At 41.0% G+C, this 26462-nt stretch carries 20 protein-coding genes; 6 read left to right on the top strand and 14 right to left on the bottom strand.

Going from position 1 to position 26462, the window contains the following annotated elements:
• Positions 1–57: 57 nt before the first annotated feature.
• From recC to recD, 3 genes are read left to right on the top strand one after another with little or no spacing between them, the layout of a single operon-like run.
• Positions 58–3357, top strand: a complete 3300-nt coding sequence (recC, locus tag QL986_RS09240) for an exodeoxyribonuclease V subunit gamma (RefSeq protein ID WP_290191480.1) — start codon at positions 58–60, stop codon at positions 3355–3357.
• The gene (gene recB, locus QL986_RS09245) at positions 3344–6910 is read left to right on the top strand and encodes an exodeoxyribonuclease V subunit beta (protein WP_290191481.1); all 3567 of its coding nucleotides are present in this window, start codon (positions 3344–3346) and stop codon (positions 6908–6910) included. The genes recC and recB overlap by 14 nt, the downstream gene beginning before the upstream one ends.
• Complete coding sequence (recD, locus tag QL986_RS09250; RefSeq protein WP_128583389.1) at positions 6907–8925, top strand: exodeoxyribonuclease V subunit alpha; 2019 nt, start codon at positions 6907–6909, stop codon at positions 8923–8925. The genes recB and recD overlap by 4 nt, the downstream gene beginning before the upstream one ends.
• A gap of 13 nt (positions 8926–8938) precedes the next feature.
• Here recD and QL986_RS09255 read toward each other — a convergent pair whose 3' ends face one another.
• Positions 8939–9571, bottom strand: a complete 633-nt coding sequence (locus QL986_RS09255) for a trimeric intracellular cation channel family protein (protein ID WP_013464657.1) — start codon at positions 9569–9571, stop codon at positions 8939–8941.
• Positions 9572–9963: 392 nt separating this feature from the next.
• Complete coding sequence (locus QL986_RS09260) at positions 9964–11253, bottom strand: amidohydrolase (protein ID WP_036956171.1); 1290 nt, start codon at positions 11251–11253, stop codon at positions 9964–9966.
• A gap of 324 nt (positions 11254–11577) precedes the next feature.
• Here QL986_RS09260 and QL986_RS09265 point away from each other — a divergent pair, with 324 nt between their 5' ends.
• Positions 11578–12636, top strand: coding sequence for a hypothetical protein (locus QL986_RS09265; RefSeq protein ID WP_013464659.1), 1059 nt, complete (start codon positions 11578–11580; stop codon positions 12634–12636).
• A gap of 64 nt (positions 12637–12700) precedes the next feature.
• Entirely contained in the window at positions 12701–13765 is a 1065-nt protein-coding gene (locus QL986_RS09270) for a hypothetical protein (RefSeq protein ID WP_290191482.1), read from the top strand.
• A 48-nt stretch (positions 13766–13813) separates the two neighbouring features.
• Here the strand turns inward: QL986_RS09270 and ttcA are convergent, their stop codons facing one another.
• From ttcA to ccoN, 12 genes are all read right to left on the bottom strand, one after another.
• Positions 13814–14728, bottom strand: a complete 915-nt coding sequence (ttcA, locus tag QL986_RS09275; protein ID WP_058154443.1) for a tRNA 2-thiocytidine(32) synthetase TtcA — start codon at positions 14726–14728, stop codon at positions 13814–13816.
• A 92-nt stretch (positions 14729–14820) separates the two neighbouring features.
• Positions 14821–15747, bottom strand: coding sequence for a universal stress protein UspE (uspE, locus tag QL986_RS09280; RefSeq protein ID WP_128583391.1), 927 nt, complete (start codon positions 15745–15747; stop codon positions 14821–14823).
• A gap of 159 nt (positions 15748–15906) precedes the next feature.
• Positions 15907–17061: a right-handed parallel beta-helix repeat-containing protein gene (locus QL986_RS09285; RefSeq protein WP_128583524.1), complete on the bottom strand. Its 1155-nt coding sequence runs from the start codon at positions 17059–17061 to the stop codon at positions 15907–15909.
• A 196-nt stretch (positions 17062–17257) separates the two neighbouring features.
• A complete protein-coding gene (locus QL986_RS09290) occupies positions 17258–17995 on the bottom strand; it encodes an FNR family transcription factor (RefSeq protein ID WP_013464664.1) in 738 nt (245 codons plus the stop codon).
• A 42-nt stretch (positions 17996–18037) separates the two neighbouring features.
• Positions 18038–18709, bottom strand: a complete 672-nt coding sequence (locus QL986_RS09295) for a sulfite exporter TauE/SafE family protein (protein WP_036956213.1) — start codon at positions 18707–18709, stop codon at positions 18038–18040.
• On the bottom strand, positions 18702–18869 hold the full coding sequence (gene ccoS / locus QL986_RS09300) for a cbb3-type cytochrome oxidase assembly protein CcoS (RefSeq protein WP_008109812.1): 168 nt from the start codon (positions 18867–18869) through the stop codon (positions 18702–18704). The genes QL986_RS09295 and ccoS overlap by 8 nt, the downstream gene beginning before the upstream one ends.
• A complete protein-coding gene (locus QL986_RS09305; RefSeq protein WP_036956214.1) occupies positions 18866–21238 on the bottom strand; it encodes a heavy metal translocating P-type ATPase in 2373 nt (790 codons plus the stop codon). Before QL986_RS09305 ends, ccoS begins: the two co-directional genes overlap by 4 nt.
• A gap of 8 nt (positions 21239–21246) precedes the next feature.
• Positions 21247–21738 (bottom strand): FixH family protein, encoded by a 492-nt coding sequence (locus QL986_RS09310; RefSeq protein ID WP_013464667.1) that lies wholly within the window; start codon positions 21736–21738, stop codon positions 21247–21249.
• Positions 21739–21887: 149 nt separating this feature from the next.
• Positions 21888–22922 carry a cytochrome-c oxidase, cbb3-type subunit III gene (gene ccoP, locus QL986_RS09315; protein ID WP_013464668.1) on the bottom strand — a complete coding sequence of 345 codons (1035 nt, stop codon included), beginning with the start codon at positions 22920–22922 and terminating at the stop codon, positions 21888–21890.
• On the bottom strand, positions 22919–23104 hold the full coding sequence (locus QL986_RS09320) for a cbb3-type cytochrome c oxidase subunit 3 (protein ID WP_010389598.1): 186 nt from the start codon (positions 23102–23104) through the stop codon (positions 22919–22921). The genes ccoP and QL986_RS09320 overlap by 4 nt, the downstream gene beginning before the upstream one ends.
• Before the next feature lie 6 nt (positions 23105–23110).
• A complete protein-coding gene (gene ccoO, locus QL986_RS09325) occupies positions 23111–23785 on the bottom strand; it encodes a cytochrome-c oxidase, cbb3-type subunit II (protein ID WP_013464669.1) in 675 nt (224 codons plus the stop codon).
• Between the two features lie 12 nt (positions 23786–23797).
• On the bottom strand, positions 23798–25231 hold the full coding sequence (ccoN, locus tag QL986_RS09330) for a cytochrome-c oxidase, cbb3-type subunit I (protein WP_013464670.1): 1434 nt from the start codon (positions 25229–25231) through the stop codon (positions 23798–23800).
• Between the two features lie 337 nt (positions 25232–25568).
• Between ccoN and QL986_RS09335 the strand changes: the two genes are divergently transcribed.
• The gene (locus QL986_RS09335) at positions 25569–25997 is read left to right on the top strand and encodes a hypothetical protein (RefSeq protein WP_013464671.1); all 429 of its coding nucleotides are present in this window, start codon (positions 25569–25571) and stop codon (positions 25995–25997) included.
• The last annotated feature ends 465 nt before the right edge of the window (positions 25998–26462 follow it).

A 26462-nucleotide genomic window follows, 5' to 3' on the forward strand; every position in this document is an offset into this window, starting at 1 on the left:
ACCGCTTAAATTGAAAATATCTTACACTGGCTTTATCTCAAGTAAGGCTGGTATCGTATGCTCAATATTATTCAATCAAACCGTATGGAAGCCCTGCAAGCGCAGTTTCATCAACTGCTAAAGGTAAACCCGTTGCAAAGCCCATTTGATAAAGAAGTGGTGTTAGTGCAATCGCCGGGTATGTCGCAGTGGCTAAAAATTGGTTTAAGTGAAAATTTAGGCGTGGCTGCGCAGGTAGACTTTCCGCTGCCGTCGAGCTTTATTTGGCAGTTGTACCAGCAACTATTGCCAAACGTGCCTAAAGAGTCGGCGTTTAATAAACCGAACCTTGCGTGGAAACTGTTTGCAATTTTACCTACTTGTATTGACGAGCCACTGTATTTACCCCTAAAAACCTATTTAGAGGGGGATATTGACGGCCAAAAAACCTTTGCCCTATGTGAAAAAATAGCCGATGTGTACGACCAATATTTAATGTACCGCCCCCATTGGATAGCCACTTGGGATAGCGGTGTTGATACGCTTGAAGATGTAGATATCAGCATTGCTCCTTGGCAACCCGATTTATGGCGCCGCCTTGTTAAATTAAGTAAAACACTTGGGCAAAGCCAATTTCACCGCGCCAACATGCAAGGGCAATTACTCAGCGCCCTTGAGAGTATGGATAGCAGCTTATTACCAAAACGTATTAGCCTATTTGGTATATCTGCGATTGCCAGCTCACAGCTTGATGTGTTTGAAGCCTTGAGTAAAAAAACCGAGGTGTTTTTATTCTTTTTTAATCCTAGCGAGCATTATTGGGGCGATATAATCGATGAAAAAACAGCGGCTAAAATAAACGCTAAATACGCCAAAATGCCGCTGGTGGAAGCGCAGCAAAAAAAGCAAACGAATCCCGATGAAGAATACTATTTTATTGGTAATCCGTTGTTGTCGTCGTGGGGTAAACTCGGCCGCGATTATTTTGAGCAACTGGTGCAGCTTGATGCCCGTTGGATTGATGGTTTTATTGATGCGTTTGACGATACCTTACTTGGGCAAGTGCAAAGCGAAATATACCAACTTGCCTTTAAAGGTGAATCGCTTACCGATAACAAAGAATGGTTTATAAACGATGAGGGTAAACTGCCCATAAGTGCAAACGATACCAGCATTACGTTAAGTGACTGCCACACACCATTAAGGGAAGTCGAGCGCCTGCACGACTACTTACTCAATTTGTTTAATCAAAACCCAACGCTTACCCCCAAAGACATCATCGTCATGATGCCTGATGTAGGTACTTATAGCCCTTACATTGAGGCCGTTTTTGGTGGTGCGCAGGGCAGCCGATTTATACCATACGCCCTTGCCGATTTAGCCATAGAGCAAGAAAAACCAGTACTGAGCTCGTTTGCCAGTTTAGCTAATTTACCGTTTTCGCGCTTTGGCGTGTCGGATATTCTTGATTTATTACAGGTTACGCAAATTGCCGAAAAATTTGGCCTAGAAGCCCATGAATACGAGCAAATACATTATTGGCTTGAGCGAGTAGGGGTAAAGTGGGGCATAAACGCTGAGCATAAACAAAGCTTTGATTTACCCGCCATTGATTTAAATACCTGGCAACATGGCTTGAACCGTTTATTACTGGGGATTGCCATGCGCGACGAACAGTGCCCATTTAATGGTATTTACAGCGCCGATGAAGTAGAAGGTATGGCGCTTGATACTCTCAATAAGCTGGTGCATTTTATTGATGTGCTTCAAGACTTTAAAGCGAAACTCACCCCTGATGATACGCTTTCTAATAAAGCCCATATATTAAGTGAGCTACTCAATGCTGTGTATGAGAGCGAAAGCGATGATAGCTGGGATTTATTAGTGCTGCAAAAGGTGCTCGAAGATATTGCGAAGCACCACGACAACGGCGACTACAGTAAAGCCGTTTCGCAGCGCATAGTGAGCTATCTAATCAAGCAAGGTATACAAGAAAAAGGTGTAGGTCAGCGCTTTTTAGTAGGACAAGTGAACTTTTGTACTCTCATGCCCATGCGCGCCGTGCCGTTTAAGGTGGTGTGTATGCTAGGCTTAAACGATGCCGATTACCCACGTACCGTGCAGCCAATCGGATTTGATTTAGTGCCGTATTCTAAAAAGCAAAAAGGTGACCGTTCACGTAAACTCGATGACCGTTACCTCTTTTTAGAAGCGCTCTTAAGTGCTCGAGATAATTTATATATGAGCTACATTGGCCGCTCGTGTTTTGACAACCAGCCGCGCATGCCATCAACTCTAGTAAGTGAGCTTTTAGAATACATTGGACGCAGTTTTAAACTTAGCGAACCCAGTGATAAACCCTTGCCTGAATGCCTTATTACGCAGCAGCATTTGCAGCCTTTTAATAGCCTGTATTACTCAGCTCCTAGCGATGAACAGGCGGGAGTAAATAATCACAGCTATAACCCAATTTGGCTGCCTAGCGAGGCCATTGAGCCAAAAGCAATCACTGCGCTTGATGTAACACCCCCAGAGTTGCTTGATCTTGATATGTTTATTCACAGTGTATGCCATGCCCAAGAGAGCTTCTATCAACAAAGTTTAGGGTTACGCTTGCCGCAATTTAACGATATAGCGAAAGACGAAGAACCGTTTAGCTTAGATGCGCTGCGCCGTTATTTTTACCTTGACGAAATACTTGAAGCAAACATTAACAATACGCCGCTCAGTACCGAGCAAATCCTGCAGCGCGGTGAGTTGCCCCAAGCCAATGTTGGCAGCTTAATTTATGAGGGTATGCAGCACCGAGTTGATGCGCTTGCAGGGCAAGTAAAAGAGCAAATAAAAGCCGGTAAAAGCGAACCGATAGAAGTGTTACTTGCGTTTGAAAATACCACCATTGAAGGCTGGCTTAACCATGTGTATATGCAAAAACAAGTGTTTTACCGCAGTGCCAGTATTAAAGCCAAAGATTTAATAAAAGGCTTTCTTTATCACCTGGCAGCTCAAAGCATGCAACAAGAGGTTGAAACTTTATTGCTAGGTTTAGATAAACAAATTAGTTTTGCCCCAATGAGTAAAGCCGATGCCGATTTACTGCTCGCAGATTGGTTTGAGCTTTATAAAGCATTACGCAACAAGCCCGTGGCGTTTTTTCCGGTAAGTGGTTATGAATACGTAAAAAGCGGTGGTGATATGGCAAAAGCCAACAGTAAATTTAGTCCACAGTATATTGGCCGAGGCGAAGGAGAAAACCCTTATATTCGTCTCACGGTGCAATCACTTAATGACTGCCAAGACGAATTTATACATTGGAGCGATAAGCTACTCGCCCCGTTATTTGAGCATGCCAAGGAGAGTGACTATGCAAGCGCTTAACCCACTCACTATGCCATTATCAGGCCAAAGCTTAATTGAAGCCAGTGCAGGCACAGGTAAAACCTACACGATCACGGGTTTGTATTTGCGCTATTTGTTGGGCATGCAAATACCCGGTGAGCTGAATACGCCATTGAGCGTTGAGCAAATTTTGGTAGTAACCTTTACCGATGCCGCCACGCAAGAAATTAAAGACCGAGTTCGCAGCCGAATTATTGCCGCGCGTGATGCTTTACTGGGGCAAGTACCTAATGATGAGCTAATTGAGGGTGTAATAGCGGGCGTTGATGACAAGCACCGTGCGTTTGACTTACTCGATGCAGCAGCTAAATCAATGGATGAGGCGGCTATTTTTACCATTCATGGTTTTTGTCAGCGGATGCTAAAACAACATGCGTTTGAGTCGGGAGTAGCGTTTAACTTAGAGTTTATTTTAGATGAGCGCGAGATACTGCTTGAGACCATAAAAGATTTTTGGCGCGCGTTTGTCTACCCGCTTAATAAGCAAAAAACAGATGCGATTTTAGAGGTGTTTGCCGCACCTGAATCATTATTTAGCCAAGTAAGCAGTATTTTAAATAAAGCTAACGCCGAAATAACGCCGCAAATAAATTTAGAGGATGTGTGGCAAGCGCGAGATGAATATTTAGAGCTTATACCCGCTTTTAAAAAAACGTGCCTAGAGCAAGAGTTTATTGGTGCTGTTAAAGCATCCGATTTAAGTGGCTCAAAAACACCCGGGCGAAAAGGCAGTTTAGCGGCGCTTGAAGCATTTTGCTTAGGCAATGATGACTTTTTTGAATTTGGTACTAACAAATATTCGTTTGAGGTTTGGAGCAGCGAGAATTTAAGTAATACCGCTAATTATAAAAAAAATGGCACATTACTGACGCATCCACTTATTAGCCAATTCGATGCCTTAGCCGCACTTAACAATACCATTAAACAAGGGCTAAAAATTGCGATAGTGCAATATGCGGCGAGCTGGGTAAAAGCGGCCATAGTTAAACGCAAACAAGAACAAAGCGTGATCACCCCTGATGACCTACTCACTAATTTACATACAGCCCTTAATAGTGAGCAGGGTGACGTATTGTCGCAAAAAATTGCGCAGTTATTTCCGGTGGCAATGATTGATGAGTTTCAAGACACCGACCCTATTCAGTACGGTATTTTTAGTAAAATTTATGCTCAAAGCAATACCACTTTAGCCATGATAGGCGATCCCAAACAAGCTATTTATGGCTTTAGGGGCGCAGATATATTTACCTACATTGGTGCCAAAGAGGCCGTAGAGCAGTCGCAACAATTTACATTAGGCACTAATTTTCGCTCCAGCAGTGATATTGTAAATAGCGTAAACAGCTTATTCAGTAAATACGACAACAGCTTTATTTATAACGATGCCATTCCCTTTAATAAAGTGAAAGCCAAGGGCAAAAAAGCAGATGAGTCGTTTTTAATTGATGGCAAACCGGCCACCGCCTTTGAATTTAATGTGTTTGTAGATGAAGCCGGCGATGGAAAAAATAAGCCGACCAGTAAAGGCGTAGGGCAAGCTCATTTAGCCACCCATTTTGCTAATAAAATAGTTACTTTACTTGAGCAAGCAAACCAAGGTGTTGCCTGTATTGGCGCTAACCCTGTCAGTGCTGCTGATATTTGTATTTTGGTGCGCGACCGCGTTGAAGCACAAATAATGAAGCAAGCGCTGAGTAAAGCTAATATTGCCAGCGTGTATTTGTCTCGTGATAGTGTATTTAGCCAAGAGCTAAGTCACCATTTACTCAACTTTTTAACCGCATTGCACGGCCAGTACGACGAGTCGCTACTACGAGGTGTACTCGCAGGGCCATTATTTTGTTTAAGTTATAACGATATTTTTGCTTTGGCCGATGATGAAAATGCATGGCAAGAACACTTAAACTTTTTTGCCCAACTTAGCCATATTTGGCACAAGCAAGGGGCTATGGCGATGCTTGAGCGCTTACTGAGTCATAATCAACTCAGTGCCAAATGGCAAGGCTTGGGCTATAACGTAGAACGTTGGCTTACCGACTTTAGACACCTTGGCGAAATACTGCAGCAAAAACAAATAGAGCTTGAAGGGACACTTCGTTTATTACGTTGGTTTGCGCAAAAGGTGAGCCAGCAAGATGGCGAAACTGTGCAAGTACGTTTAGAGAGCGACGCAAACTTGGTTAAAATTGTCACTATGCATGCCTCAAAGGGGCTTGAATATCCATTGGTATTTATGCCCTTTGCTAGTGGCTATCGTGAAACTAAAGACGCGCTTTATCACCATAACGGCAAGTTAATTTTTGATTTAAGTAAAGACGAAGACGCCCTGCAAAAAGCCGAGCAAGAACGTTTAGCAGAAGATTTACGCCTATTGTATGTCGCACTGACCCGTGCAGTGCATTTTTGTGCCTTGGGTGTATATAATATCGGGCAAGGGCAAAGTAGCCGCTTAGCGATTCAAAGTAGTGCGCTTGGGCATGTGTTGTTCTCAGGGTTAGCGTTAACCAGCAGCCAAATATGGCGCACTCATTTAAGTGAGTTTTGTGATGCCAATGATTCGATGGAATATCTGCAATTTACCTCGGGTGAATTACTCGAGCAGGGCATACTTCGCTTTAATAATGAACACGTTGAAAAGCAGGCGCTGAGTATTAATACTGTAACCACGCAGATTGAACGCGATTGGCGGGCAACCAGTTTTAGTGCCTTAAGCTTTAAAAAGCATACTGACCAACTGGCACCTGGGCGCAGCGATGAAGATCATCAAAGAGATGAGTTTGCGGTGCAACAAGATGAACTTCTCTCACCGTATAGTTTTCCAAAAGGTGCAAAACCAGGAAGTTGCTTACACGAAATATTCGAGCAACTTGATTTTACCAGCCCGCTTGTTCACCCCTCAAATCCAGAGCAAAACTTATCGGCAGTAATTAAACGTGCCTTTGAAAAATACCATATTGATGAGCAATGGCAGCAAATTACCGAGCAATGGATACTCGATGCGCTTAATTGCCCGTTAAATAGTGAAAATAATTTAAGCTTGAGTCAATTATCACCGAGTGATTGTCTTGTTGAAATGGAGTTTAACTTACCGCTTGCTAGCCTAAGAGCGCCTAAACTCAACGAAATGCTGATTAAACACTTTGATTTTAGCCAAAGCAAACTTGAATTTGCCCATGTAAAAGGCTTACTAAAAGGCTTTATAGATTTAATTTTTTGTTACCAAGGCAAGTATTATATTTTAGATTATAAATCGAATTATTTGGGCAGTACCCCCGCAGATTATGATCCAGAGCAGCTTGAGCAAGCCATGACCAGCCACCAATATCATTTACAGTATTTAATTTATACCGTAGCGCTGCATCGATTACTTAAACAACGTATTCCTGACTATGCCATAGAGACGCATTTAGGCGGCGTGTATTATACCTTTTTACGCGGTATGCCAGCGGGTGAAGGGGTGTACTTTAAACAGTTAAGTGCAGAGCAAGTTATTATTTTAGATGGTTTGTTTAGCCAAGGAGCGATGCTATGAGTGATTTAAACCAACAACCTGGTTTGTTTGATGACTTTGACGACGCGCTTGTTGATGAGTCGGCGCTACTCAATGAACAACTAGCGGACTCTGTTACTCAAACACCTAAAGTTGTGCCGCTGCTTAGCTATTTAACTGAGCAGCATCGCGTACGTGTTGTGGATGTAAAGCTGGCCGAATTACTCAGTGGTAACAATACTGAGCATGATTATGACGAATTATTTTATATTATTTTAATGCTGTGTTTATCGCAGCAAAGCCAGCATAGTTGTTTAACTCTAACAGAGGTTGATTGGGCTAATCCGTTTAATTTACGCCAAAGCGACTTTACTAAATTAGAAGGCACCGTACCTGACACTCTCACCCCATTTAGTGACGATTTTACGACTGAGGCGGCAATAAATTACTTACACGCGCATCACAGTGTGGGGGATCACAAGCCGCTGCAATTGTTTAATCAGCGGTTGTATTTTTCCCGTTTAGCAGGGTATGAGCAAACCTTAGCGCAACGATTACTGACAATGAGTGAGCGACAACTCAATATTGATGATGCAGTCCTTACTGAGTTATTAACACGCTACTTTCCTGATAATCCAACGCTTGATATTGATTGGCAAAAGGTCGCTTGTGCTGTTGCTGCAACAAAGGGCTTTAGTGTGATCACAGGCGGGCCTGGCACAGGTAAAACCACCACGGTGACAAAGCTGTTAGCGATTTTACAATCGTTATATCAAGCGGCGCCATTGAGCATAAAATTAGTAGCACCGACCGGTAAAGCAGCGGCGCGATTAACAGAGTCAATTTTAGGGGCTAAAAATAAGCTCACAGAAATACCGGCTGATATTAATGCGTTGATCCCGCAAAGTGCGCAAACTATTCATCGTTTGTTAGGAGTTAAGCCATTTACCAATAAATTCAGGCACGATAAAAGCAATCCGTTGCATGTTGATGTATTGATTATTGATGAGGCCAGTATGGTCGATTTATCGCTCATGGCTAAATTAATTGAGGCCTTGCCAGCGCATGCCCGATTGATTTTACTCGGCGATAAAGACCAACTCGCCTCGGTTGATACTGGCAGTGTAATGAGTGATTTATGCCAAGGTTTAGTGCTTGGGCAAACACCGCGTTATTCAAAAGCACGCTGTGAGCAATTAAATAAGGTGTGTTTTAATGGCAACGCTAAACTTGGCGCGCAAAATCAGAGTGAGTTTAAACTGGCTGATTGCATTGCCTTTTTACAACATAGTTATCGCTTTGATGCCCAAAGTGGCATAGGCCAATTGGCTTTGGCTGTTAATACCAATGATCGGGGTATTTTAAATTACGTTGAACAACACAGTACGCAAGGGCATTTTAGGGATGTTATTTTAGACTACGATTTTGTCTCTACACCGATTGAAAAGCTTATAAACAGCGCAGCAAGTCATTACGGTGATTATTTAACACTGATTGCTCAAGGGGCTAGTGTTGCCAAAGTGCATGAGGCTTTTGCCCGCTATCAATTACTTGCCGCGGTGCGTGAAGGCGATTACGGCGTTAATAGTTTAAATCAACGTATTGAGCGTGTATTGCAACAGCAAGGGTTAATTAGCGTTAACCCTAATCAGCGGCATTACACGGGTATGCCTATTATGATTAGCCAAAACGATTATCAACTTAAACTTTTTAACGGCGATATAGGTATTTTAATGCCTGATGACAGTGGCCAACTCAAAGCACTGTTTATTGATGAGCAGGGTAATGAACGTGCATTTTCACCTGCACGACTCCCAGCGCACGATAAAGTGTATGTTATGACCATTCATAAATCGCAAGGCTCAGAGTTTAGTTACACTGCTATGGTATTGCCCCCACTTAAACAAGCGAGCGTCGGTATTAACCGGCAATTAGTGTATACCGGTATTACCCGTGCAAAGCAGACCTTTGAGCTGGTAGCAGATAAAAAAGTGCTGCAACTGGCGATGGGTAAAAGTGTGTCACGGGCATCAGGACTCTATGAGCGATTAGTGTAACGCAATGCTTATACTAATCGTTTATTTTTGGTGTTCTTTTTCTAAATAGATTGGGCTGCCAGCCAAAATGGAGCGCGCCCAATCTTAAAAAAACACTGACCAACAGCGAACCAAGAATGCACCATAAATAAGGGGCTTCTAATAAAAATAGCGCGGCATAGGTCAAGCCTCCTGCAAAACAGGCGGTGGAGTAGAGCTCTTCTCGCATCACCAACGGCACTTCTCGACAGATCACGTCGCGTATTAAGCCACCAAATATCCCCGTAGTCATGCCCATTGTAAGTGCAACCATCATGGTGGTGCCTTCAATTAATGCTTTTTCGATACCGACCACATTAAAGATAGCCATACCAATTGCATCAACCAACAACATGTAATAGTTAGACACATCGGGTAAGTGGCGAATAAACATAACAGTGACAAAAATAGCGCCATAGGTGACATATAAAAAATCGGGGTTGGCTATCCAAAAAACGGGTTGGTTAAGAAGTATGTCTCTGAGCGTGCCACCGCCAAGCGCAGTGACTGAGCCAACAACCACCACTCCAAATCCGCCAATATCTTTATCATGGCCTAATAACGCACCTGAAATTGCAAAAAAAGCCACACCAATTAGGCTTAAAAAATTAAAATATTCTGCTGTCATTAAGGTGTCCTTACCTGATTGAGAATTTATATAATTAAAGGTAAGCGAAAGGGGATTTATATTAGCTGAATAACACTAGGGTCTGTTTACCTTTCAAGGTTGAATTTGCAGCAGTCTGCTTGGTATTAAAGCAAGGCAGAGCCTGTGTGGTGTGGTTATTCCCCATAAATAGGCGATAACGCAGCATCAATGCCAAACAGGCGCTGCCCGAAGGGTTCTGCCTAGGGGCGATTTACTCTTTGTTGCTCGGTTTTTACTTAGTCCACTAGGTTACAAACCTCGCGCCGTGATTAAACCGCCCCTAGCTTGAACAAATATTAATCCGCAAAGGTCAACAGACCCTAGCTTTACAAGCACAAGGTTATTACCCCTGTGCTTGTTACGTTGAGTTGTTATTGTAAGTAGTCAACAACCAGTTGAGATAATGACTCTACGCCGAGTTGTAAGGCGCTTTCGTCAACATAAAACTGAGGTGAATGATTACTTGCTGCCGTTTTAGCGTTTTGATCTTTTGGAGTGACGCCTAAAAAGTAAAACAGCCCAGGGGTTTCAAGCGCATAGTAACTAAAGTCTTCTGCGCCGGTAATTAAATCGGTGGTAATAATATTGTCAGCACCAGCAATACGGGCAAGCGTTGGGGTCATTTTTTGGGTGAGTGCTACATTGTTTACTGTGACAGGGTAGCCGTGATCTATATGCACATCGGCTTTAGCACCAGCGGATTCGGCAACCAGCTCAGCGGTTTTAGCTAAACGTTTTTTAATATCGGCGCGCATAGTTTGATCAAAGGTTCTAATGGTACCAATCAGCTCTACATTATCAGGGATTATATTTGAGCGTATGCCGCCATTAATTGCGCCAAACGAAATGACTGAAGGTGCTTTAGTTACATCAACTTGGCGAGAGGCGATTGTTTGAGTTGCCATAATAATTTGTGATGAAGCAACAATTGGGTCTACGCCATTCCATGGACGTGAACCATGTGTTTGACGCCCCGTTACGTTAATTGTGAAAGAATCTTCACTGGCCATTAGTGGCCCTTCACGAAAGCCAATTTGCCCTGTATTGAGTGAGCTGGTGACATGTAAACCAAACACGGCCTCAGGCTTTTGCTTAAATAAGCCTTCTTTTAACATCAGCTCAGCGCCACCTTCTTCGCCCTCGGGGGCACCTTCTTCAGCCGGTTGAAATACAAACAGTACTTCGCCCGCTAACTGATCTTTTATTTTTACCAGTGACTCTGCCACGGCCATTAAAATAGCAACATGAGTGTCGTGCCCGCAGGCATGCATAACGCCTACTTCATTGCCACGATAGGTTGATGTTTGTTTAGAGGCAAAGGGTAAATCAACTTGTTCGGTAACCGGTAAAGCATCCATATCAGCACGCAATGCGATTAAAGGGCCTTTTTTACCGCCGCTTAATTTTGCCACAACACCGGTATGAGCAACACCGGTTTGTACTTCAAGACCCAGTGATTTCAAATGTTCAGTAATGTACTTGGCGGTTTCAAATTCGCGATTACTCAGTTCTGGATATTGATGTAAGTGACGACGCCATTTAATGACCTTTTCACTCACACTTTGTGTTGCTTGTTCAAGTTGGGTGTTAACACTCGCGGCAAAACTAGGCGCGGAAATGGCGGTTAATAAAAAGCCACCACACATTATTTTTTTTATCATTATGATTCCTTGGTTGTTCGTATGTAACTAACTTACGCTATTACGCTGATAAAAAGTAGTGCCATGCGATAGTTAATAAAAAAGTTCATGGTGTTTTCAATGGCGGCTTATAAAACTTATAAACTGTTCCAAATAGCACAATAGTTTAGCGCTTTTGTCGTATTTTAACGCAGATATTTAGCCTTAACAGTGAAAATGATAACAAAATGTTGCATTTTTTAACTTTGTTCCCAATACTGGTCAATGCGTTGCTTTTACCATGCACCGACAACAGCGTGTAACAAGCTAAGCATAATAAAAATATTGAATCAGTTAAGGATTAATATGAACAACACACACATATTTAAACGCGTCTCTTTATTTGCAGCAGCATTAAGCCTGCTGATGAGTTTTTCTGCGCTCAGTAAAGAGTATAAGGTAATTTTAATTCATGGTTTGCAGGTATCACAACTTACCAATAGAGCAGCCAGTGATGTGGTAAACAATGGACAAAGCTATTGGCAGTCTTATTGGGTGAACCGCGCAGATGAGCGCATCGATTGGCCTGCATATGAACGAATAGAAGGAAAAATCACCACCGATTGGGTATGGCCTAAACTACAGCAAATTTCTCGCTCAAATCTATGCGAGCCAGGCTGTGTATTTGTGACTCATTCAACCGGTGACTTAGTTGCCCGATATATTATAGATAACCAAGAAAACTGGCTTGAAAATGCCGGATTACAGCCGCTTAATATTATTGCCACCTTTGATTTAGCGGGTGCTGGTGGCGGCAGTGAATTGGCCGACTTAGCGGTGAGTACATTAACAGGCGCATCGTGGAATTTTGCTGTAGATGCCGCGCTAACGTGGTGGTTAGGCAGTGAAGTTAATGAGGCGGTAGGCGTATTGCACGATTTAAAAGTAAATAATGCACGCAGAATTGCGCCATTACCTGATGCACGCACACCTCGTTTACGTTTTGTAGCCGATGGTAATGCTTACTTAGGTTTAACGGCTGGATTTTTACGCGGTAATGACGACTCGGTAGTGGCTACTCACTCATCATGTGGTGCAAGCTCTGTAAACTCATTTGGTAGCTGTAGCACCAATATTGACACTAATGGGCGTTTAAAATCGCAAGGTGATGCTGTTAATAGTTTTATGCCATATCATTATCCATTAATGATGACTAACAGTTATAGTCATAACGAGATTCAACAAGCGCAGCGCCAAGGAAATGTAACGATTGCGATGAATAACATTACGGTAGCTGGCGACACGCTAGGGTTTGAAACCGTAGATGAAACCACAGGTAGTTGGTTTTGGAAGAAACAATATCGTTATGTAAAAGACTCAGATAATTTGAGTGCATCGGCACTTATATATAATGTGATCCCGTGATATAAGCATACTTAAAACATCGTGTAGTATACGTACTACACGTTTTATATAGGATAACTAACCGATGAAAAAGTCCTACGTGATTGGCTTTGCTATCAGCTTGGGCCTAATTATGTGGTTTTTAATTGATGAGGGTCATGCAAGTTACCCCCTAAAACAAGCCCCTCTTAATGATAAAAAGCCGATATCGACACCTCCTGCTCAGCAGCGCACGCTAAGCCAACCTGTGACAAAGGTAACAACAAAAACCAGCTCAGTAACTCAGTCAGCATTTGATGAAGACTTAGCCAAAGCCGCCTCTGTGGTTGCTGATCAGTATCAGAAAAGTTTGGCGTTTCCGCCTTATTCACAACCATTAACGGTATATGATGAGGACAGACTTAAGCCAAATCAGTTCTTTCCTGTTAGCAGCCCAGTGGGTGAGCAAGGAGGGGAGTTAACAGTGAGCTTGTCTCAATATCGGTATGTGTATCCACAAGCTATAGAGCTAACCGTAAGCGCCCCAAATTTAGGTAAGGCGGTAGTGACACTCAGTAATACAGACACCAAAAAGTCGCTAAAAACGCAAAGCGGTGTGGCTCGTCAAAATGAGCTGGCAATGATATTTAAAGGTGAAGAAGACTATCCACGTAATTTACAATTATTAGTTGAAGCAGATATCGCGGGTAAAATAGTTCCTGTGGTGGCACAAATACACTATATGCCGCCTAGTGCAACGCTAACTAGCTTTGATAACGCGTATCCACGTAATGATAATATGATAGTGCCTGCTAATTTAACAGTTATAAAAAGTGGCTTATACCGTTTAAGAGCTAACTTATACAGTGGCACCTCGCCATTGGCACATTTAGTTGCTAAAGCACGTTTAAATGAGGGCAGTCAGCAAATTGACTTTAAAGCGCATTGGTCTGTTTTGCCCAAGCAAACGAATGACTTACGGTTGAGGGACTTTGTTATTGAACGTATGTCGCCAAGCCCAGGTGAGCTTAACAGTTTTGGTGAAAGTGAAATTAGCGAGTTTACTATTGATGATTTTGCTTACGACAGCTTACAACAGTTGCCTTATCAGGCAAACAAACAAGAAATGCAGAGTTTAGAGTTTTTACAAGGATTAGCTGCTGGTCAGTAGCAGCATAGAACAAAGTGAAGGGTTTGCATTACTGCAAACCCTTAAAAATTAACTTAAATTAATGGTAACCACGTCGGCTTGGTTTGTTTCATCTTGTTCATGATTAACTGGCACTTTTGGAATATCTGGTTTATCGAGCGCGATATCGCCCCCATCAATAACGTCACCCGTTTGCAAGTTGGTAAAATCAAATAATTGATTATCAGCTAAGTGTGAAGGCACAACGTTTTGCATGGCGGTGAAAATACTCTCTATACGGCCCGGGTGCTCTTTATTCCATTGCTCCAGCATATTTTTAGTGTGTTTACGCTGTAAGTTTTCTTGTGAGCCACATAAATTACACGGAATAATAGGGTAGCCTTGGCTGAACGCATATTTGCTTATATCGGCTTCTTTACAATATGCCAGTGGGCGAATAACCATATGCTCACCGTTATCGCTCATTAGTTTAGCCGGCATACTTTTTAGTTTTCCGCCATAAAACATATTTAAAAACAAGGTTTCTATCATATCATCGCGGTGATGACCCAGTGCAATTTTAGTCGCACCTAACTCTTTAGCCGTGCGATATAAAATACCACGGCGCAAGCGAGAGCAAAGCGAGCAGGTTGTTTTACCCTCAGGAATAATATCAGTAACAATACTGTAGGTATCTTCTTCTACAATTTTGTATTCAATATTTAAATTATCAAGATACTCAGGAAGCACATGCTCAGGAAAACCAGGTTGTTTTTGGTCGAGATTTACTGCAAATAAATCAAACTTGATAGGTGCAACACGTTGTAAATGTTGCAACATGTCGAGCATAGTGTAACTGTCTTTGCCACCCGATAAGCACACCATAATACGGTCACCTTCTTCAATCATGTTAAAGTCCATGACAGCTTGACCTGTGAGGCGGCGTAAACGCTTTTGAAGCTTATTTAAGTTGTATTGAGCTTTGGCTTGAGCAGAATGAGACACTACGCCCCCTTGTAAATAGTACGGCAAAATTAATTGCTAAAAATAAAGGGGCGTATTATATGCCATATGTAATATGGGAGCTACTGCAAACGCTAACTTTCTGCAAGCGGGCTTACGTACCCATCAGGTTTAAGTGCAAGTACATCACAATCAAGGCTGTCAATAACATGCTCAGCAGTGTTGCCTACTAAGGCAGCGCTTAAGCCAGTCCGTCCCACAGTGCCAATAACCACTAATTCGCTGTTTAAGCGTTTTGCAACATCCGGTATCACATCTTCTGGCAATCCCTCTTCAATAAAGCATTGATCAGAGGTTAGGTTAAACTCATTAGCGAGTTCATTGGTTGATTCAATATGATGTTTTTTAACTGATTCGTTATATAACCCTGGGTTAAACTCAGGGATCTCTATGGCTATATTAACCGGTGTAGCAGGGTATGCATTGACTAAGTTAAGTTTAGCATTAGCCAGTTCACATAAAAATTGTGCATCTTTAATTATGCGTTTATTAAGTGACAGGTGCTGAGCGTTTTCACTGACTGCATTAACAGCCGCTAAAATATTCCCATGTGCTGGCCACGCCATATCTTTTACAAATAATACAGGGGTTGGGCATTTTCTGACTAAGTGCCAGTCTGTTGGCGTGAAAATAACCGCTTTAAGCGCACCATGCTGATGAGTACCTTTGATCACTAGGTCATATTTATCATTAATAACGGTATTAATAATGGCTTCGTAAGGGCGGTTATGCCAAATGACTTGGGTATTAATATTAATGTTTTGATAAGGAGAGACAAGATCTTTTAACCATAGTTCGCGATCTTTTAACACCGCTTTACGCATTGCTTCACGTTCATCACCAGAGAGCATAGTAGTCATTTCGTAAGAGAAATCGTACACCGTCATAAAGGCGGTAATGCTAGCCCCTGATTTTTTGGCTAAATCTATTGAACGCGCGAGGGCATTTTGATCGTCTTTAGTTGGGTCAATAACCGCGATAATACGTTTAATCGTTTCCATTGTGCTACTCCATTCACTTAACAGTTATACCTTGAGTGTAACGCAAATACACAACAGTTAAAGGGGTAGCACTAATATTCTTGTTCTATATCAAGAAATAAAGCTTCTCTAATTTTGAAACCCTTATCCTGCATGAACGTGTGTAGAGCTTTACAAAATTTAATTATTTTCAGGCTTTATTAAAGTGTTGTCTTCCACAGTGAATCCACTCGTTTTTTTCACAAAGTCTACTTCAGGTAGTAAGTTATAAACATTATCTTTGATTGTAGAAAATAGATAACTTTTTCCGTCTCGAGTAAATAAATTAATAAGATCCCAGTATTTCTTTTCAGGATAAACAGTCATATCAATATCAATAAAATGGTTGTTATTGATATGAATGCCTCTTATAAAAATATCGTCGATGAGCTCATCAGGCACATCAGAAAGTATTCTAATTCCCCCTTTAGCACGTAAAACGGTGTTGTGAGTAAAATAAATATTTCCCCAATTAAAAGGCTCGGTCACACTCCTTGGTTTATTTGGGTAAGCATTGAGGATAAACTTATCACTGTCTATAAAAGTGTTAGCAATTATTTTAACATCCGAGTAATAGGTCAGCTCAATTGCAGTGCCTTTAGTTTTTTTAAAGGTATTATATTTTATTAAAGCTTTAGAAACAGGTTTTCTAGTGGCTAGTTTTAAGGAACCTTTCAGACCTTCAAATACATTGCTTTCAACAGTAATATCATGTGTACCACCATAGTTTCCACTCCATGGGTGAGTTGTGGTCACTTGGGTAACATTATTAAAATAATTATTACTAATTTTTACTCTGAAAGAGTTGATAGGGGCATTATATGATGAACGCTTTGAGGACGTTGCTCTTATAGCCGCATCGCCAAAATCAAAAAATTGATTATGTTTAATTGAAATATCTTCGGAGCCGGCAAAAAGGATACCTTGCTCACCCCAAACATAATTAATTTTGTCTGTGGTTAACCCTCTAAAAATAAAACCATTAATTTCTATGAAGCGTGAATTATAAAAGGATAAAATATACTCTCCTTCAAATTGGTCACACTTTTTTAGTATAACGCCAGTATTAGCTGTAATAACAATATTGTTAAGATTTCTAACAATAATAGCTGAGCAGATGTCATAAACTCCTGGCTTGTCTATTTTAAGCTCAGAATTTTCTGCAGTGTTTAAAATCAAGTCTTTTAGTGCTTCTGAGTCATCAATGCCGTCATCGGGGATCATTGAGCTCGATGCTTGGCTACTAAATAAAATACTTAAAGAAAGAGCGATAAATAGAAATAAAGATTTAGGCATAAGATTGTCCTTCTATGTAAGAGTTTAATAGGACGTAGTTGCTTTTATATTAAAAAATGAGCCAGACAATTCATTCATCGACTCTTAAAAGTGAATGGTTAATACCTCTACTCAAAGTGTTAGTAGAGATAGAGCATAATTGCAATAATTACGCTCCAATTCAGGGTAGGATTAATTTTAAAATGAGAAATGATTATTAACGAGGCTTAACAATCGCAGCCGTTTTGGCTAAAGCGTCATTATCTAAAATAGTAATAAATTTACCTTCTACTTTAATTAAGTCGGCTTTTTGAAAACGGCTTAATAAACGGCTGATAGTTTCTACGGTTAAACCTAAGTAGTTACCAATTTCGCCGCGAGTCATAGTAAATCTAAATTCTTTTCGTGAAAAACCACGCTCACCAAAACGCTCTGATAAGTTATAAATAAAGCTAGCAAGACGTTCTTCAGCTGACTTTTTATTCAGTAATAATAGCATTTCCTGATCGTAGGTTATTTCACTACTCATTAAACGCATTATTTGTTGGCGCAATTTAGGCAGTTTACCGGCTAGTTCGTCAAGAGTTTCAAAGGGAATTTCACATACCATTGAGGTTTCTAGTGCTTGAGAAAAACTTTGATGTTGCATTTTATTGATGGCGTCAAAGCCAACAAGGTCACCCGCTAAATGAAAGCCTGTAATTTGTTCATCGCCTTGCTCTGACAAGGTATACGATTTAAACGACCCCGAACGAACTGCATAAATTGCATTTAAAGGTGCGCCCGACTCAAATAAGTAGTCACCCTTGTGTAATGGTTTTTTTCGCTCAATGATCTCATCAAGTTTATCCATTTCTTGGCCATTTAAAGAAAATGGTAAACATAACTGGCTAATACTGCAGTTATTACAGCTAATGGCACAATTACCTTTAGCACGACTTTGAGAAAAATCCATAAGTTCAATCCGTTAAATTTCTATGCACAACATTTACCAATGTTAATGCACTAGCTTGTCTGTTGCAATGATCAGAAGGTAGATACCATACCAAATGATAACACTGCCTAATATTATTCGCGTCCAAGGGTGATTAAAAAGCGTATTGAGCTTTTGTGCAGCCACACCTAAGGTGATCATGGCAGGGAACGTCCCTAGGGCAAATGCCAGCATAACCAGAGCACCATTTATGGCAGTGCCACTGGTCATCGCCCATGTGAGCGCAGAATATACTAAGCCGCACGGTAACCAGCCCCATAGTGCGCCATAACCAAGCGCTTTTAATGGGGAATCAATGGGCATTAAATATTTATTAAGTTTAATTAAGTGCTGCCAAATGAGGGTTTTGCCGAGTTTTTCGAGCCATTGTAATGTCGCGGCTAAGCGCATGATATAAACGCCGACCAGTAACATAAACATGCCCGCTAAAAATGATAAAAACAGTGCAAAGGCCGAGTTTTGTGTGGCAAATTGACTACTAATACCGGCAACAAGGGCACCAGCAAGCATATAACTTAGCGCTCTGCCGCTATTATAGGCTAGAGAATACAACCAAGTTTGGCGCTTGTTACTGGCTAATTGTAATGAGCTGGCAATGCCGCCGCACATAGCAATGCAATGGCCACTGCCAATCAACCCCATTAAAAAAGCGCTAACAAAAATTGGATCAATCATTACTTTTATTATGTTGCTCTTTATCGTCTTCAAACAAAATACTGTGGCCTTGCTTGTTTAAATCAGAGAATTGCTCGCCTTTTACTGCCCAAAAAAACACGCCAATGGCAATTAGTACAAACAAGATAGCGATAGGAACTAAAATATAAATTATGCTCATAACTTTAATAGCCTTAGTGAATTACATATCACAATAATAGAGCTGGCAGACATACCAATTACCGCCATCCAAGGCGCAACTAAACCCATAGCAGCAAGCGGTAATATAGAGCCATTATATAATAAAGAAAGCGCTAGGTTTTGCTTAATTATACGCCGTGTTTGCTTAGCAATCGTCAACAAATGATCAATAGAGGCTAAATCACTGTTAAGCAGCACAACATCGGCACTGTTTTTAGAGATATCAGCTCCTGTTTCCATGGCGATTGATAAGTGAGCGCTGGCAAAGACTGGGCTGTCGTTTACGCCATCGCCAACCATAGCAACAACTTCACCTTGAGTTGACCAATGATCAACGGCGTCTTGTTTATCTTTGGGACTACAACTGGCTTGTACTGAATCAAGCTTTAATTTTTTTGCCACCTTGGCACCGGCATCTGAGGCGTCACCTGTTAGCATATGACAACTTAGATTGGCAGCCTTTAACGAGTTAATGAGTTTATCGGCATCTGTTTTTACTTTATCAACAAAGTAAAAGCGTGCAACGGGTTGCTTGTTTATGTAAAGGGTAGCTTGCGCATTGGTTTTTTTGGTATCAAACCAGCCACTTTTACCAATGGCGTAGTGCGTATTATCGTATTGAGCGCTGATCCCAACCCCTGGATGGAGCTGTACATCGTCAAATTTACGCTGACCTTTAAACTCTTTAAAGGCGCTAGCAATAGGGTGCTCAGAATAGCTCTCAAGCTGTGCTGCAATATCAAGAATTTGCTCTTTGCTGTACTTACCATCAAGTATGTCAACAACGTCGAGGCTAAATTTACCTTGCGTAAGCGTACCGGTTTTATCAAAAGCAACTAAAGTAAGTTTTGAGAGTGTTTCGAGCACATGTGCTTGCTTAATTAATATACCTTTACGAGTTAAGGTAGCCACAGCACACGTTAACGCGGTTGGAATAGCTAAACTTAATGCGCACGGGCAGGTGGCCACTAACACCGATATAGTGATCCAAAAAGCGACATCAGGGTCAATTTGATACCAGCCAATGGCGGTTAGAGAGGCAAATACCAGTAATACGGCAACAAACCACTGCGCGACTTTGTCGGTAATTTCTACTAACCGTGGGCGTTTTGTTAGGGCATTATGTTGCAGGCGAATAATTTGATTAAGCAGGGTATTTTGGCCCAGCTTATTGATTTTTATTTCAATAATACCATCATGATTAACCGTGCCCGCATACACGTTATGATTAATATACTTTCGTACTGGCTGATGTTCACCAGTCATCATAGACTCATCAACACTGGTGCTGCCTTTGACTAAGATGCCATCGGCAGGGATAGTTTCGCCTGCTTTTATTAAAACGATATCGTTAAGCTTGAGCTTTTTAGCGGCAATTATGTGCTCTTTGCCGTTTTCATCGAGTGTACGGGCAGTCAGTGGCAGTAGCTTCTGTAAGTTGGCTGTAAATTCACTGGCCTTTAAGCGCGCTCTAAATTCTAAGTATTTACCTAATAAGAGTAAAAAGGTAAACATACAAATAGATTCAAAGTAAACTTCACCGACTTCCATTACGGTGGCGTAACAGCTTGCACCATAGGCACCAAAAATCGCCAATGATACCGGTAAATCCATATTCAGTTGTTTTGCTTTTAAGCCGTTAATTGCATTACTTAAAAAGGGCAGGGCGCTGTATAAAATTACGGGCGTTGCAAGGATCAAGCTGATCCATCTAAAGTACTGTTCAAAGTTGCTGTCCATCCCAGAGAACATACCAAAGTACATAGCAAAGGCAAACATCATCACTTGCATGGTCATTAAGCCTGCCACGCCGAGGCGGCGAATATAGGCTTTAGCTGTTTGTTGTTTTTGCTGGGCTTCTAAATCTGATTGGAATGGATAGGCTTTGTAGCCTATTTCAGCCAGTGAGGTGATTAGCTCACTTAAAGGGGTTGCGCTTTTATCCCATTGGATCATAGCGCGATTAGTTGAGGTGTTTACATCAACGCGCTTTACCGATTTAAGGTTAAGTAATTGCTTTTCAATAAGCCAGGCACAGGCGGCGCAGGTAATGCCCTCAACACTGAGAAGCACCTCAGAGTTGTCGTTATGCGTACTGATAAACCCATCTTGAATATCTTCATTGTCATAGCTTTTAATAAAAGCGAGTTGTTCAGGGACGAGTTGCTCTACTTTACCGGCACTAACAGTGCGATATTTGTAGTAGTCGGTCATCCCTTGGTCAATGATATTTTGTGCAACAGCTTGGCAGCCAATGCAACACATTGGCTCAGCGGTATTGTCTATAACAACATGTGCGCTAAATCCAGCAGGGACACTTTCAAGACAATGAAAGCAATTTTTAGACATACTAAATACTACTTATAGTTAGGAGTCACTAAAACGGTGGCGGTGGTTGGTAAACTAACGTTTTCTTTCATTTTCCAACTGTTATCAACGGGTTCAATAAACACCGAATATGCGCCTGGTGTATAGCTTTCTAATAATGCAGTGAACTCTTGATTAGCATTGGGGGTGAGAGTGGCCTCAAAATCGTGCGCTTTTATAGTACGGTGAAAAAACGACAATCTTAATGCGTGTATATTACTGGTATCGCCTTTGGTAAATTTAAAGCTTACACGCTCATCTGATACATTTAGGTCGCCATGTAAATACAACGCTTTTGCTTTATCAAACTTAACGAGTTCTAAGTTGATTGCTTTGCCTTTTTTATAGTAATCATCTACAACCATATCTGGGCCGTTACCAATGGCTGTAATAAATAAACTAATGCAGCCAATAATTGCAGCTAAAGGAAAGAAGATTAAAAACCAAGGCCAAAAATTTTTATACCACGGAGTCGGTTGCATAGTCGCTCTAAAATTAATTAATGTGCGACTATATTATAATAAATAGAATGAAAAGACTAAAAAAAAGCCTCCGAGTGGAGGCTTTTTTGATCTGAATTAATCTACTGAAATAAAAAGATTAAAACTGAAACGTTTTGTTAACTTTATCGTTATTTATCTTGCGATAAGCTGTAAACGTAAGCAGTTAATAGGTGAATTTTATCTTCGCCTAAAATCTCTTTCCATGCAGGCATTACACCAGCACGGCCATGGTTAAGTGTTTCTTCAACAGCGCGTTGAGAACCACCGTATAACCAAATGTTATCAGTTAAGTTTGGTGCACCAAACGGTAGGTTATGGGCAACTGAACCTTTACCATCTGGACCATGACACGCAGCACACATAGCAAATTTTGCTTTACCTGCATCGGCATCTTTTTGGTTAACAGTACGACCAGATAGGCTAAGTACGTAAGCCGTCATTTCTTTCACGCCTTGCTCACCTAATGCATCACCCCAAGGTGGCATTGCTGCAACACGACCTAAAAGTAATGTTTCTCTGATCTTGTCAGGAGAACCACCGTACAACCAATCGTTGTCAGTAAGGTTAGGGAAGCCAGTACCACCACGAGCATCAGAGCCATGACATTGTGCACAGTTTTGTGAGAACAAACGTTGACCAATTTCAACTGCGAGTTGACCTTGAGTTTGCTCATGTTTAGTGCCGTTTTCTAGCGCAACTTGCTGTGCTGCATCACCAGCAAATTTAGACTCTACTAAATCTAGAACAGGTATTTGAGCCAATTCATTAAAAATAGGACCAAAACGTTCTTCAGCAGCGCGGTATTCAGCATCTAGCTTTACAAAACGGCCATCTTCTTTCGCTTCAATGACTGCTTCTTTCGATTCAGTTAAAGAGGTAATACCTTGGTTTGAGCTTGTCCATTTTGCTAAACCTTCCCAATTACCTAAACCTGGGTAGGCTGCTAAGTAATAAACAGACCACACAAACGTTGCGAAGAACATGTAAGTCCACCATTTCGGTAGTGGATTGTTTAATTCTTGAATGCCGTCAAACTCATGTCCACAGCTTTCACCTTCTTTTACACCTACATAGTTTTTTAAGTTCCAAACTAGTAGACCAAAGATAATGATTAAGCATGCAAGGGTTAATACAATAACCCATATACTCCAAAAGCTAGTCATTTCTCAGACCCCTTTTCCTCGTTAGAGAGTGTATTGTTGTGTTTTTTTTCATCTTCAAATATGACATTAGCAGCGTCTTTAAAACGACTTTTACTACGCTTGCTATATGCCCATCCAACAATCACAATAAATAATACTAAAATTACCAGAGTCAAAATGCCTCTGTATGTCCCGTAGTCCATAATAATCTACTTCAAATGTGTGCCAAGTTGTTGCAAATAAGCGATAAGGGCTTGCATTTCTGTTGCACCTTTACCGTCATTCATTGCATCAACCTTAGCAATGTCAGCGATTAATTCCTCGTCACTGCCATAACCTAGACCCGGGTGTTTTGGGTTTTCTGGATTAATAGCAAACGTGTCACGGAAAATTTGTAGTTTTTTCAGAGTCAGACTTGTATCAAGCGTGTTCTCTGCTAACCAAGGGAAACCTGGCATATTAGACTCAGGAACCACGGCACGTGGATCCATTAAGTGCGCATAATGCCAATCATCTGAGTAACGTTTACCTACTCGTGCTAAGTCAGGGCCAGTACGTTTAGAACCCCAAAGGAAAGGGTGATCCCATACTGACTCGCCTGCTACAGAGTAGTGACCGTAACGCTCAACTTCATCACGAAATGGACGGATCATTTGAGAGTGACAGTTAGCACAACCTTCACGTACATAAATGTCGCGACCTTCAAACTCTAGTGCGTTTAACGGGCGTAACCCATCCACTGGCTTGGTTGTATCGTCTTGGAACATTAGCGGCGTAATTTCTACTAATGCACCGAAGCTGATTGCGAAAACAGTCAAGATGGCCATGAGGCCAATGTTTTTCTCGATAATTTCGTGTTTGTTTTGTGAATTTTTATTGCTCATTATCTAACTCCGTTATGCTAACTGCGCTTGTTCATCAAGTTCTAACGAGTTATTTTTCGCTGAAACTGTACGATAAACGTTATAAGCCATAACCAGCATACCTGTAACGATGAATACACCGCCTAAGAAACGCATAACATAGAAAGGATGAGAGGCTTCTAACGACTGTACAAAGCTGTACATTAATGTACCGTCAGAGTTAACTGCACGCCACATTAGACCTTGCATTACACCTGAAATCCACATTGCAACAATGTATAAAACAACACCCACTGTGTGTAACCAGAAGTGTGTATTGATTAATTTAATGCTGTACATACGACCTTGCGAGAATAACGCAGGGATAAGGTGGTAAATAGCACCGATAGAAATCATCGCAACCCAACCTAATGCACCTGAGTGAACGTGACCTACAGTCCAATCTGTGTAGTGCGATAACGCATTAACAGATTTAATTGCCATCATCGGGCCTTCAAACGTCGACATACCGTAGAAAGACAATGAAACCACTAAGAAACGTAAAACAGGGTCAGTACGTAGCTTATGCCATGCACCTGAGAGCGTCATAATACCGTTGATCATACCACCCCAAGACGGTACGAATAAGATAATAGACATCACCATACCTAAGCTTTGCGTCCAATCAGGAAGCGCAGTGTAGTGAAGGTGGTGAGGACCTGCCCAAATGTAAAGAGAGATAAGTGCCCAAAAGTGAACAACCGACAAACGGTATGAATAAACAGGGCGACCCGCTTGCTTTGGTACAAAGTAATACATCATACCCAAGAAACCCGCAGTTAGAAGGAAGCCTACTGCGTTGTGGCCATACCACCACTGAACCATTGCATCTACGGCACCTGCATAGATTGAATATGATTTAGTCAATGAGACTGGGACTGCCATGCTGTTAACAATATGTAGAACAGCAACGGTAATAATGAAACCAGCATAGAACCAGTTAGCTACATAAATATGCGCTACTTTGCGTTTTGCAATAGTGCCCATAAATACAATAGCGTAAGTTACCCAAACAACAGCAATTAAGATATCGATTGGCCACTCAAGTTCTGCATACTCTTTAGAACTTGAAATACCCATAGGTAGAGTAATTGCTGCTAGAACAATAACTAACTGCCAACCCCAAAAGGTAAAGGCGGCTAATTTGTCTGAAAGAAGGCGCGTTTGACATGTACGTTGTACGACGTAATAAGACGTCGCAAAAAGTGCACTTGTACCAAATGCGAAAATTACTGCGTTCGTGTGTAACGGACGAAGTCGAGAGTAAGTTAACCATGGTGTGTCAAAGTTAAGAGCTGGCCAAGCTAATTGGGCAGCTATCAGAACCCCAATACCCATGCCAACGATGCCCCAAATCACTGTCATAATAGCGAATTGGCGTACAACTTTATAATTGTACTCAGTTTGTGATGCTACTGTTTGGCTCATTTTCTGGCTTCCGCTGCAATAAATGCGTTTAGAAATGAATTACCTACTTGTAAAAGTAGGACCTACTATTATTCCAAAGTATACTATCTAAAACCCACAATATGTGGTTGTTAAAGATAATAATCTCAAGAAATACTTGTTTTTTTTGCGGTTGAAATGATAAATTTTTTGGCCTTAAAAAGATAGGTCAATTGCGTAATAATATGACATCAATCAAACTTTATTAACTTGCTGTCTATTTTTTGAGGTGATTTGTACCTTACTTGCCCATTAAAGCCGATAATCAACCAACGTGCCCAAATGTTGGGCTAATACATTAGATACTTTGAGAACCTGCATGTATATATATAGAGTATGTTTACTTTCTTTTCTACTATTCTTACTAGGTTGTGACTTTTCTGGATCAACATCAACACCAAAAGTAAATCAATCACAAACAGAGTGTAAAAATAACAACCCGTGTATTTTTCCAAATCAAGTTAAAGTTTGGCTAAGCGAAGAAACCCTATCACCAGAGACACCGTTTTCAATTTACACTCAGTTACCGACTGGTGTAACAATAACTGCAGCTAAATTAGAAGGCGTTAGCATGTATATGGGTTACATTCCCGTACAATTTAAAAATCAGGGCAGCGTTTGGGTAGCTAATACTATGGTAGGGATTTGCTCAGAAAAAAACATGGTGTGGAAGCTTATTCTTACTACTGTCGATACAAACACTGGCATAAGTGAAAATGTTGAATATTTTTTTAACGTTACCTATTAAAGGCTTTCTACTCAGGCGTTGTTTTTAACTGCGCCATTCCCGTAAAATTATAGCGGCAAAGCCAAATGCCTCACATTTAATAGTTATTTGCAATTAAAGTACATCTGATAAAATAACCATTCTTAATAAAGCTTTTACATACCCATTTACCTTCCAAGTTTATAACTTAAGCTCTGCTTGGCTTACTTATTCAATTGTGCTCATACGTGCAATAAAGCACCTATATCATTTATATGTAGATTTATCTAATGGACCCACTTTGATAGCCGTTTTTAGTTTAATTGGCAGCCCGTCTGAAACCTTCAATACACATAAAATTTGCATGATTAAAACTTATAACAAAAAAATTCAGACTAAATAAACAATCTACTTGCATAAATATGGTTAGGAATTAACACCTAGTTTTACCGTTTTAATAACGAGCTGTGATTAACATGTTAATTTTCCTGTTTAGGGCACATTATT

The organism is Pseudoalteromonas sp. APC 3250 (assembly GCF_030407915.1).
GTDB lineage: Bacteria > Pseudomonadota > Gammaproteobacteria > Enterobacterales > Alteromonadaceae > Pseudoalteromonas > Pseudoalteromonas tetraodonis.